The sequence below is a fragment of the Paenibacillus sp. SRL342 genome, assembly GCF_984798905.1.
Genome location: NZ_OZ481790.1, coordinates 3677273 through 3689120, shown reverse-complemented (window position 1 = coordinate 3689120; position 11848 = coordinate 3677273). Strand labels below are relative to the sequence as shown.

Below are 11848 nucleotides of genomic sequence, written 5' to 3'. Positions count from 1 at the left end.
TATAACAAGTTATGCTTGAAAGGCATTTCTGTAAGGTTTATTGTAGAATATAAAGGATAAGGAGGAGTTACGATGGAGATTAGAGTATTGCGTTATTTTCTTACGGTCGCCAGAGAAGGAAGCATTACACGTGCTGCTGATTTCCTGCATGTTACGCAGCCAACCTTGTCCAGACAATTGAAAGACCTTGAACAAGAGTTGGGAAAGAAATTATTTATTCGCAGTAGTTACCGAATTATTCTCACAGATGAAGGTATGCTTTTAAGAAATAGAGCTGAAGAAATTGTGGGTATGGTCGATAAATTAGAGGCGGAATTTCAATCCATGGAAGAAACCATAAGTGGAGATATTTATATAGGCGGTGGAGAAACAGAAGCCATGAAACAGATTGCAAGAGTGGCAAAAGACGTACAGAATAAATATCCCAATATACGCTATCACCTATACAGCGGTAACGAAGATGATGTAACTGAGCGGCTTGACAAGGGACTCCTTGACTTCGGAATTCTAATCCAACCAGCGGATGTTTCCAAATATAACTATATTAATTTCTCCGACAAGGATGTTTGGGGAGTGGTTATGAGAAAAGAAAGTCCACTTGCCTCCAAAGATACGATTCAATCCACAGACTTATTACATGTTCCACTGATCTGTTCACGACAGTCGCTGAAGGAGACATTTTCAAAAAATGAGTTTGCGGATTGGTTTGGAGAAGATTTTGACAAATTAAACGTCGTTACTACATACAATCTTGCATATAATGCTGCCATTATGGTTGAAGAAGGCATTGGTTATGCATTAACACTAGATAAAATAGTGAATACGTCCAGTGAAAGCGATCTTTGCTTCAGACCTCTAGAGCCAAGACTTGAATCTGGCTTAAATATGGTTTGGAAAAAACATCAGGTCTTTTCCACTGCTGCGGAATTGTTTTTAAAAGAAATTCAGGCAAAATTTTAAGATTCACTAAAAACGTAAAAGAATATTCGTTTAGCATTTATACAGGGTATGGAGAGCACCGAAACTCTTTCGGTGTTCTTTCTTCGTGCTTTTTGAAAGACTGGATAAAGTGATTCACGTGATTAAAGCCTACTTTCTGAGCGATCTCGGTTATTGTATCATTTGTTGATATTAAGAGATCCTTACTCTTCTTAATCCGATATTTGATTAGATACTCGTATGGCGTCATATGAGCCGTTTTCTTAAAACATCTCGTGCACTCTGAAATGCTCAAATGCGCCACATCAGCAATCTCACGAAGTGTAACCGGATGAGTGTAATTTTGATGGATGAAGCTGAGCATTAACTGTAGTCTTTCCTGCTGACGCTTCTCGCTTCTTGGGGTTTCCTCGGAAGGAATCGAAATGTTGGATATCAACACAAACCATAGTTGTACTGTTTTAATTGAAATTTCATATTCCCATCCCCATGTTTTCTCTGAATTGAACGTCTCCCTCATTCCCCAAAGCATGTCTAATATCTGCGTTTCCCACTCCGAATCTTTTGTAATCACAAGTGAAACCAAAGAAGAATTGGTATAAGGCAGTACATAATTTTTTTCCATTGCACTATCTATATGAAAAGCTAATAGCTTTTCCGGAAAATTAAAACTAACATATTGACCGTCATGGCTTAGCTCAGTTGTGATGTGAAGAATTCTCTTGTTGATCAGGATCGCTTGACCTGTTTCCAATGTATAATCAATTCCGTTAATCTGAATAACCAGCTTGCCTTTTGTGACTAAAGTGATCTGTAGCTCTTCGTGCCAATGCAGATCGTTGAACCCTCTGCCTTCGGGGATACTTGTATGACGTGTATGTGTGTACATGATATAGGGAAACGAATGATCGGAATACAGAATATCCTCATAAAGTTGCTTCGCCATTTTATGATGTTCCTTTCTTTGACGATATATCTATATTATCCAGCGATTTAATTGCACGAAATCCACAAAAATAATGATATTATTATATCAAATCTTTGACTTATCACAAGAGCCTGTGCACAGACGACCGGATAAGAACTTTTGGAGGCTTATATGTGAAAGAAACTAAACCATCGCTACTTTTTCATCCTTATGTACTACTTTTTATCGCCATTTTGTCGGTATCCGTCTCTTCAATCATGATCAAGTCTTCGGATACTCCGACCGCTATAGCCGGTATGTACAGGCTATATATATCGGCCATTATTATGCTTCCTTTTATCCCCTGGAAAACGATTCGTTTCTTAAAACTGAATTCAAAGGATTGGAGCACCGTTTTTCTGGCTGGCCTGCTTCTTGGCCTATATTTCTTGTTCTGGATGGAATCGCTGGTGTATACCTCAGTCGCTAGTTCCATGGTCATTCTGGCGCTGCAACCTTTGTTTGTGATGGTCGGGTCATACTTTATGTTTAAGGAAAGAGCAAGTATACCTACCATTCTATGTTTGATTACCGCCCTATTCGGTTCGGTGATTATCGCATGGGGAGATATAGGCATCTCAAGAGAGGCTCTGATCGGTGACGCGCTGTCACTGGTAGGAACCATTCTGGTGTCGGCGTATATGCTGGTGGGACAGAAAGTAAGTCGAAAAATCGACGCGAATATATACAGTGTTGTTGTCTTTATGATTGGTGGAAGTGTCCTGCTGGTCTACAGTTTATTGAATAACTTTACCTTGACCAATTACGAATCATCCGATTGGCTGTATTTCCTCCTACTTGCGATCATACCCACTATTTTTGGTCAGTATATTTTCAATCTGCTGCTCAAATCCATTGGTGCAACAACGGTTTCAGTAGGCATTATCGGTGAACCCGTTTTGGCCATTATGCTGGCTTATCTTCTTTTGGGAGAAACCATCTCTGCTTTTCAATTTGTAGGCGGTTTAATTACGTTGTCAGGAATGCTGATGTACTTTGCCCTGAAATCCTACAATATCCAACTGCCCAAATTCCTTCGTTCCAATCGATTCAGGAAATTAGGATAATAAAGAAAGATCGGAAAGCAGATTATAGTTGTGGTTAATTTCCCTCCGCGTCGTATATTAGGATTCAATTCAGATGTGTTGGTGCTTGGCGGGCTGCCCGAACAACAGGAAGATGTTGTTTTATTGAAACCTGATCTCGAGCTACCCAACGGTTCTGTGATCGGATGATAAGAAGAAACCCTCCGGAGCTTAACTCGGTGGGGTTTCTTTCTTATCAAAACATCAATCAGTTCTATGAAGAACTAATGTCTGCTATGTGATTAAATTTACTTTATGCGAATCGTGGCGTTCTACTTCTCATGTTCCTTAACCACTTGTTCGATCCCGAGCAAAATAATCTTCAACCCGAACTCAAACGCACTGTCCGTTCCCATCACCTCAAACATACCGTTTTTATACATCCTGCTGAACAGACCAACTTCCTTCTCGCTCATAGAATCCAGAAGGCTAACCATCTCTTCACCTTGAAGTACTTCCTGCTCTTTAATGGCAGCAGATATATTACGCTGATGCTGATAATCGTCCAGTACGAAATAGAATACATAATTGACAAGTGTAAGAACGGCCTGTAATTTCTGCTCTTGCTCTAGTGGCGTTGATTCCATGCAGAGCAACATGCGATTGGTGAAGCGAATCATGTCCGGCTCGTGAGGCAGCGTCATCATCATGAGTTGTGTAGAGCACGGGTACCGGCTGAGTACACTTCGCACCGTCACCGCAAGCCCCTCCATCTGTTCCTTCCAGTCCCCTTCAGTGTGAAACTCGTCCAGAATAATTTTCGATATCTGGTTAGCCAGACGCTGGTAGAGCGTCTGCTTGCTCTTAAAGTACCAGTATAGAGATGGAGCCTGAATCCCCAACTTGTCTGCCAAGCGTCTCATGCTGAATTTCTCGATGCCCTCTTCTCCGAGAAGCTCCCACGAGAATTCCAAAATCTTATCTTCCGAAATCTGAGGCTGTTGTTTTTTCATCGCTATCCGCCCTTTTATCTAACAGTGTAAGTTTATGCTTTACAGGTTCATACGTTCATGATAACATCTAACACTGTAAGGTTCAATCTAACGGTGTTAGATTAGATCAATATTAACGAAGAAAGTAGTGACCCACATGGATGCAGAAAACCTCCATTACTTTGAAAAAGCACCGATCGCCACAGCCGTAGCTCATTTTGCTGTCCCAATGATGCTAGGCACGTCAATGAGTGTTATTTACTCCATCTTGAATGCCTATTTCCTTGGCACACTGGGTAATACGGCAATGTTAACCGCACTCGCACTAACTTTACCTTTATTCGCGGTCATCATGGCCCTTGGTAATTTAATTGGTATAGGTAGCGGTACATTCATCTCTCGTTTGCTGGGAGAGAAAAAAGTAGATGATCTGAAGCATGTATCTTCATTTGCCTTTTACAGTAGTTTAGTTCTCGGAATTATCGTGATGGCCGTTGGGCTCCCGCTGATTGAACCAATCGTTCATGGGCTGGGGGCAACGAAAGAGTCCTTCGGATTTACGAAAGAGTATGTCACGATTATGCTTATTGGTTCACCCTTCGTCATCTTATTCTTCACGCTGGAGAATATCGTGCGCTCAGAAGGTTCAGCAATCACTTCTATGACAGGTATGATTCTCAGTGTTGTTATAAATATTATCCTTGATGCACTATTCATTTTTGTCTTCCATTGGGGCGTGATTGGCGTTGCATCTGCTACCGTCATCTCCAACTTGGTTGCGAGTGCATTTTACGCTTACCATATGAGTTATAAGAGTCCATTCTTAACCGTCTCCCTCAAATGGTTCAAGGTGACGAAGGACATCCTGAGCAATGTGTTCAAAATCGGTGTTCCCGTCTTTGTTATGAGTGTCTTCTTGGGAGCAATGTCGCTTATTCTTAACCTTTTTCTTGTCGAATATGGGGATCAGGCCGTTGCGGGGTATGGAATCTCATCACGTTTATTGCAATTTCCTGAGTTTATTCTGATGGGCTTGTGCGAGGGAGTTGTGCCGTTGATTGCCTTCTCATTCACAGCGAACAAATTACGCATGAAACAAACGATTGGATTCACGATCAAAGCTATTTTGGGCTTAGCCGTCCTGTTCGGTGTTATCGTTTATCTGATCTCTGACCACTTGATTGGTTTATTTACGACTGACCCGCAATTAATTGTAATGGGTAGCTATATTCTTCATGTAACCTTCTTATCCTTGTTCATTACAGGAATGACTTCTTTGTTTATGGGTATCTTCCAAGCAACAGCCCAAGGAACCGCCGCGTTTGTAATGTCCATAATTCAAGGGATTACACTAATTCCTGTGTTGTATGTCGCTAATCAGATGAATGGCTTTCATGGAGTGATCTGGTCACTTGTTATTGCTGATGCCGTCGCTTTCCTAGTTGGGGCCATCATGTTATATGCTTTGCGGACCAAATTGCAGCCGGATCTGGAACATTTGGTACAGTAGTTATCCAAAAAACGAAAGAAGGCAGGATAAGGGTATCCCCTCAATCCTGCCTTCAACTATTGCAACACCGCTGTTCAATGATCGATCATCTTATTGGATTTGTTTCATGTAAGATTTGAATTCCTCGGCGATTTCTTTGTATTTCGTATGATGCAGGTAATGTGAACCTTCCATTGGAATCATTTTTCCTTGCGCGGATTGTTTCACTTGCTCCTCATGCAGCGGAATCCACTGCGGGTTTTTCTCGTTATTGGAAAGAACAAAGAGAAGCACTGGCAGATCACGAGGATACGTGAGTTTTTCTCCATTTTTGAAATTGGAACCCAGGTGTTTCAGCTCATCTACTAATGTCGGATTTGTCGAGACTTGATTCGAAATCAACTTCATCTGTTCTTTGGTATGTTCATCATAGTCAAGTGATGCATATGAATCACCACTCACTTTATTGAGTACTCTCATTAAGCCTGATTTTTGAAGGAATTTCATTAAGTTCAAAGGTAATTTAACATCCATGCCAGGTTGATTCGGAACACTGCTATCGATCCCGACAAAAGCAGAGACTTCATCCGGATACGTGTTCACATAAGTCGCCGCGTACAGTCCCGTGATGGAATGCCCCATCAGAATATAACGATCTATACCGAGCTGCTGTACAGCTTCATGAATTTCACTAACAATATTCTCGGTGGTTCTCTCCTTTTCGGTCTGGTCGCTTAATCCATAACCGAAAGGCTCAATCGCCACAACTTTGTAATCAGGCTTCAATTCATCGATTAACAATTTGAAATCAAGCACTGGTGACGGTGTTCCTTGTCCGGGAAGTAGCACGATGGTTTGTTCGCCGCTGCCTTGAATGGATACATTCATATTCTTCCCATCAACATTGACATATTGGCCGTACGATTCGATTTTCTTTTTCTCGGCCCCATTACTTATCGTATGAACGACAAACGTGATGCCCATGAACAGCACCAGCGCGCCGACAATACCACCTATTATTTTCAACCATAAGTTCCGTTTTTTACGGCCCTTAGTCCCCGTTGTTGTTGCTTCCACTGTTTCTGCCATATCCATCTTCTCCTGTCCATTATATCTGTAGAGCCGCTCTTGCGACATAGGTCTAGTGTAACCATCGAAGATGTCCCCTTCGTGACGGGAATATGAACGGAGTATGAACAAGCAAAAATTATGTTGAGGCGCATAGACTACTGTACATAACACATTTCATGATTTCATAACGATTTTCCAGTAAGTGATACTCGGAGTTCCTTCTCCTGTGACCTGGTTGTATAGTTCCAAACGTATAGCTCTAAATCTGATTTCTTAAAATCTTTATACACGTCCATATGTTTGTTCCCTAACTCTGAGAAAAAGTGGGGTACTAAGTAATGTTTTTCTTCTCCTTCAAGGAAGTAGGTTTGGTTAAGCCCTCCAAATGTATTATCCGGGCTTTCTGACTCTACGTACAGATTATCGTCCTTGATATAATAGGTCCAGATGATAGGAAAACCTTCGTAATCGCTCGCAATAGTTTTCGGTTCAGTGGATATATCAGTTAAATGAATGGATGCACGACTACCTGCATGTTCATCTACCCTTTTCTTTGCGATTAAAGTCATTGGTTTGTCTACTAATGACTTAACATCCATAAGAAAATTGGATTGTTCAAAGCGCAATTCTGTTTGATTTGCATTCATTGTTCCATCAAGCGATATCAAGCCATCCATGACCTTGCCGTCCACTTCAAGTTGATAAGTCCGGTACGGCAATCTGAAATATTCTTCATCATGATCGATCGTTAAGCGAATTTGTGTTGGTGTTACTACCATGCCACTTATACTTGCCGCATCAGCTAAAGAATGTATTGGAATATTCAGTTCTTTCTTAAAGGTGCCCGTTTCCATTTCTTGACGAGATAAGAGTAAATTCAGGTTCCATGTGCCTTCTGTCCGTTGTTTTTCATGAGTATATGTGAAGGTGAAGCGATCCCCCTCTTTGAACTGCTGCTCGTTATACATTTGTCTGCTGAAATAGTCACCGGATACTCCCTCCATGCCATACTCAGGATTCTCCGTTTCTTTAATAACCTCTTGTTGAGTATCATAAGCTCTGATGCCAGCCCAAGATTGTTCCTTCGCCTCTGAATCAGAGAAGGTAACCTTAGAATTAATCATGATTTCGCCTTTAGCATATTTGAGTGACTGTACTTCTATTTTGTCGATCCCATTCTTTTGTATATTAAACTGCTGCGTACTTGAATCTTTAGGATCAAGACGAATCTCTTGCTCAAGGTCTTCTAAGTAAAGAACATCAGAAATGGAGAACTGAAGATCTGATTGTTTCTCTTGCATAACCCAGTCTGTCTCAAAATATCCCTGATAAACGCCTTGTGCAGCATTCCATTTCTGATAATAGTGCCCTTCAATAGGTTGCCCATTACTGTCTTTTAAGAGCATTTGATTATATCTGATTTCTTGTTTCTCAGTTTCCAATTCTGGCTTGACTGTGTATAGTAAAACGGTCCGGTTGTCATCCACAAATGCATTATGCACCGTTAAGGTAACTCCGTGGGCTGTTACGCTTTGTTCAATGAGCTGGCCATAACCAGCTTTAAGGGCCGACTCAATCCCTGATTTATTGGACAAGACATCGCTCCAATCATATTGTAAGGCTGCGTATACAGGAGTGGCCATGACGGCTAAGGAAATACCCAGGACAACAGCTGCCTTCGTTTTCTGCCTTTGGGGTCTGTTATGAACTTCATTAACTACTTGCAATTCTCCCGTTTGAATGCTATTGAACATCTTTTCAAAGTCTGGATACTCCACCTGTTCTGAATGAGTCAAATGATTTTTAACCTTGTATTCTACTGACTTCATAAGTGTTATCTCCTCTCATGTTAACTTTTTCGTAGAATTCAATTTTTTTTCGCATTAGCTTTAGAGCTTTGTATAATCTCGTTCGCACTGTCCCTTGTCTAATGTTTAAAGTCTCTGCAATCTCAGCTACGGAAAGATCACCAATATATCGGAGAGTCACAACACTAAGAAGCTTGTCCGGCAATTTCTGGAGCTGCTGCTCGAGTTCAGCAAAGGAAAGCTTAGCCATAACAGTAGTGTCAACCGGATCATTAGATAACACTTCTTGTTTATGCAGCAACTGCATTTTGTTTTGCTTCTCGCCCTTAACTTTGTTTCTTCTAATAATGTTCAGACATTGGTTCATGACTATACGCATGATCCAGGTCCTTAGATGCGACACATTTCTCCAGTCTTGGCGGAACACGACAACAAAAACATCATGGCATACATCTTCTGCATCCTGCACGTTTTTGAGCATATACAGACATGTGCGATATACGTCTTTGTTGTACGTATGGAATAGTTCATGCTCGGTCACTTCCGGCACTCCTTTCTTGTTGGGATATAATATAGACAAAGTAGTGTCGGAATTTATTCACTTTTTCTTTGAGTAAGCGTTTTTTTGATACAAAAAAAGGAGAACTGCCATTACACAAGCAGTTCTCCTTAGGATTAGACAGTTTTAGTGGTCCAGAAACACAAGCTGAATGAAGAACAATACCGCAAAAATGTAGAAGATTGGATGAACATCTTTACCTTTTCCACGAAGCAGCTTGAGTACCGGATAAAAGATAAAACCTACGCCGATGCCTGTCGCAATACTATGCGTCAATGGAGTAAGGATGATAATCAGGAAGGCAGGAAATGCTTCTTCGAGATCATCCCATTTGATTTTGCTGATAACGTTAATCATAAAGTATCCAACAATGATCAGTGCCGGAGAAGTGATCGCCGGAATGCTTGATATTACACTTACGATCGGTGTGAAGAACAAGGTCAGCGCAAGCAGCACACTTACCGTTACCGCTGTCAGTCCCGTTCTTCCTCCTGCGGCTACCCCTGTGCTGGACTCGATATAAGCTGATGTTGGGCTTGTTCCGAGCAAAGCGCCACTGGTTGTTCCTACGGCATCTGCCAATAATGCGCCACGCGAGCGTGGAAATTTACCATCCTTAAGCAATCCTGCTTGTTCAGCAACGCCGAGCATCGTGCCTGTCGTATCAAACAGTGTGATCAGCAGGAACGTAAATATGATCGTATACAAACCATTCGAGAATACACCTGCCAGATCCAGTTGCAAAGCCGTTGAAGTAAGACCTTGCGGCATGGATACAATCGATTCCGGCATTTGGAATAGTCCCATGATCCAGGCAAGTATCGCTGTTACCACCATTCCGATGAACAGATAACCTTTCACATTATAAGCCATCAGCACAACGGTAATAATCAATCCGATAATAGTCAGATAAGCCATTGGCTCAGCCAAGTTTCCGATCGTAATCAAATTCGATTCTGAATCGGCAATAATCCCGGCATTTTGCAAACCTACCGTTGTAATAAACAATCCGATCCCTGCGGTTATGGCATGTTTTAAGCTAGCAGGAATTGCATCAAGCAACATGTAACGGAATGAAGTCAGTGATAAAATAATAAACAAAATCCCTGCTATAAACACGGCTCCCAGTGCAACCTGCCAAGACACGCCATATCCGGCAACTACGCTATAGGCAAAGAATGCATTCAGGCCCATACCCGGCGCGATGACGATTGGATAATTGGACCATATTCCCATAATCAGAGTTCCTACAATACTTGCCAGTACCGTTGCTATGAATACTCCATTAAAGTCCATGCCTGTGCTGCTGAGGATTCCTGGGTTTACGATAACTATGTATACCATTGTGAAAAATGTTGTAACCCCTGCGATAATTTCTGTGGGGATGCTCGTGCCTCGTTCTTTAAGTTTGAACCATTTGTCCATGGTAAAGCCAGCCTCCAACTTTCAAATTATACTCCAAAGCTAAAAACAAAAAATCCTAATCTTCATATAGGATTGTAATATTGTCGCTCCTATATTCGTTGTTAGGATTTAAAGATTCAACAGCTAAGCTCTAAACTAAACATAAAGATACTCATATCTGTTTTCAACCTGAAGTCCATTTCGTATTCTAATTAAAATGACATGCAATGTCAATGAATTAACGATTTGTTCACAGTTATTTACGAACTATACAGACGTTATATCTTGTGTTCATTCGTTTTTACAATAGAGTATATCGACGTATGGCTCAATGTCTGCAATGTATGAAGAAAGACTGCCAGCAATATTCACTGACAGTCTTTTGCTTAATTCGTAGTAGGTTTCTCTTCATATTCGCTGGATAATTCTTTAAGCGATTTGATTTTGCCATGGGGATGCTGTTCTTGCTTACGTGACTTCCAGGCAGCTTCTTTGCGTTTCTTCTGGTCAGCCATACAAGATATCCTCCTCTGGAAACTGAGATGTATACTACTTCTTTATGATGTCATTTCTGGACAACTTTATTCTGCATGCATAGGTAATAAGAGAATTAGGCAAGCATATAAGACAAATTAGATATCGGTTTTTAGAGCAGGAATGCAATAATATAGACATGCCACAACTGGAGGTTAATATATGCAAAAAGTAATTTTAAATAATGGTGTTGAGATGCCTGTTCTAGGCTTTGGTGTGTTTCAGATTGCAGATGCAAACGAATGTGAACAAAGTGTTATGGATGCCATATCAGCTGGGTATCGTCTCATTGACACTGCTGCCTCTTATCTAAACGAGGAAGCCGTGGGCAGAGCGATCAAACGTAGTGGCGTGGCCAGAGAAGAATTATTTGTCACGACGAAACTTTGGGTTCAGGATACGGGTTATGAACGTACCAAACAAGCATTTGAAAAATCTTTGGAACGATTGCAATTGGACTATTTGGATTTATATTTAATTCATCAACCTTTTGGAGACGTACATGGCTCTTGGCATGCAATGGAGGAGTTGTATCGTGAAGGAAAAGTACGTGCAATCGGAGTGAGTAACTTCCAGCCGGATCGTCTGATCGATTTGATTCTGCAAAACGAAGTAACCCCTGCTGTAAACCAGGTCGAAACACATCCCTTCAACCAGCAGATCTTAACTGGACAATTCATGAAAGAAAATAATGTTCAGATCGAGTCTTGGGCACCTTTTGCTGAAGGGAAAAATGACTTGTTCCAAAATGAGGTGTTACTATCTATAGGTGAAAAGTACAACAAATCGGTTGCTCAAGTGGTTTTGCGTTGGTTGACCCAACGTGAAGTCGTGGTTATTCCAAAATCGGTTCGTAAAGAAAGAATTATTGAGAACTTCAATATTTTTGATTTTGAATTAAGCCAAGCAGATATTGAGTCGATTACTGCGCTAGATACCCAACAGAGCTTATTTTTCTCCCATAACGATCCTGAAATGGTGAAATGGATTAGTACTCGCAAACTAGATATTTAATCCTATCTATCCAATAACAATCTAGTCCTTTCTCTTCACGGAGAGA

At 41.1% G+C, this 11848-nt stretch carries 11 protein-coding genes and 1 pseudogene; 5 read left to right on the top strand and 7 right to left on the bottom strand.

Annotated features, from left to right (window positions below; genetic code table 11):
• Positions 1 to 72: 72 nt before the first annotated feature.
• Positions 73 to 960 (top strand): LysR family transcriptional regulator, encoded by an 888-nt coding sequence (locus AC4E8D_RS16190; RefSeq protein WP_490204940.1) that lies wholly within the window; start codon positions 73 to 75, stop codon positions 958 to 960.
• A 37-nt stretch (positions 961 to 997) separates the two neighbouring features.
• On the opposite strand, the gene AC4E8D_RS16185 is transcribed toward AC4E8D_RS16190, so the two are convergent.
• On the bottom strand, positions 998 to 1885 hold the full coding sequence (locus AC4E8D_RS16185; RefSeq protein WP_221821222.1) for an AraC family transcriptional regulator: 888 nt from the start codon (positions 1883 to 1885) through the stop codon (positions 998 to 1000).
• Positions 1886 to 2040: 155 nt separating this feature from the next.
• On the opposite strand from AC4E8D_RS16185, the gene AC4E8D_RS16180 reads away from it, so the two are divergent.
• Together AC4E8D_RS16180 and AC4E8D_RS16175 are read left to right on the top strand one after the other, a co-directional pair.
• Positions 2041 to 2973, top strand: coding sequence for a DMT family transporter (locus AC4E8D_RS16180; RefSeq protein WP_490204939.1), 933 nt, complete (start codon positions 2041 to 2043; stop codon positions 2971 to 2973).
• A 9-nt stretch (positions 2974 to 2982) separates the two neighbouring features.
• Positions 2983 to 3141, top strand: a pseudogene (locus AC4E8D_RS16175) (tRNA-binding protein); the annotation flags it as partial.
• 122 nt (positions 3142 to 3263) lie between these two features.
• Here the strand turns inward: AC4E8D_RS16175 and AC4E8D_RS16170 are convergent.
• The gene (locus AC4E8D_RS16170; RefSeq protein ID WP_221821215.1) at positions 3264 to 3944 is read right to left on the bottom strand and encodes a TetR/AcrR family transcriptional regulator C-terminal domain-containing protein; all 681 of its coding nucleotides are present in this window, start codon (positions 3942 to 3944) and stop codon (positions 3264 to 3266) included.
• 136 nt (positions 3945 to 4080) lie between these two features.
• On the opposite strand from AC4E8D_RS16170, the gene AC4E8D_RS16165 reads away from it, so the two are divergent.
• A complete protein-coding gene (locus tag AC4E8D_RS16165; RefSeq protein WP_490204938.1) occupies positions 4081 to 5433 on the top strand; it encodes an MATE family efflux transporter in 1353 nt (450 codons plus the stop codon).
• 90 nt (positions 5434 to 5523) lie between these two features.
• Here AC4E8D_RS16165 and AC4E8D_RS16160 read toward each other — a convergent pair whose 3' ends face one another.
• The 5 genes from AC4E8D_RS16160 to AC4E8D_RS16140 form a co-directional block, all read right to left on the bottom strand.
• A complete protein-coding gene (locus AC4E8D_RS16160) occupies positions 5524 to 6501 on the bottom strand; it encodes an alpha/beta hydrolase (RefSeq protein WP_490204937.1) in 978 nt (325 codons plus the stop codon).
• Between the two features lie 164 nt (positions 6502 to 6665).
• Positions 6666 to 8312, bottom strand: a complete 1647-nt coding sequence (locus AC4E8D_RS16155; RefSeq protein ID WP_490204936.1) for a DUF4179 domain-containing protein — start codon at positions 8310 to 8312, stop codon at positions 6666 to 6668.
• A complete protein-coding gene (locus AC4E8D_RS16150) occupies positions 8287 to 8832 on the bottom strand; it encodes an RNA polymerase sigma factor (protein WP_490204935.1) in 546 nt (181 codons plus the stop codon). The genes AC4E8D_RS16155 and AC4E8D_RS16150 overlap by 26 nt, the downstream gene beginning before the upstream one ends.
• A 144-nt stretch (positions 8833 to 8976) precedes the next feature.
• A complete protein-coding gene (locus AC4E8D_RS16145; protein ID WP_433753859.1) occupies positions 8977 to 10275 on the bottom strand; it encodes an NCS2 family permease in 1299 nt (432 codons plus the stop codon).
• 365 nt (positions 10276 to 10640) lie between these two features.
• Positions 10641 to 10769 (bottom strand): DUF6254 family protein, encoded by a 129-nt coding sequence (locus AC4E8D_RS16140; protein WP_219845137.1) that lies wholly within the window; start codon positions 10767 to 10769, stop codon positions 10641 to 10643.
• A gap of 181 nt (positions 10770 to 10950) precedes the next feature.
• On the opposite strand from AC4E8D_RS16140, the gene AC4E8D_RS16135 reads away from it, so the two are divergent.
• Positions 10951 to 11802, top strand: coding sequence for an aldo/keto reductase (locus AC4E8D_RS16135; protein ID WP_490204934.1), 852 nt, complete (start codon positions 10951 to 10953; stop codon positions 11800 to 11802).
• Positions 11803 to 11848: the final 46 nt, after the last annotated feature.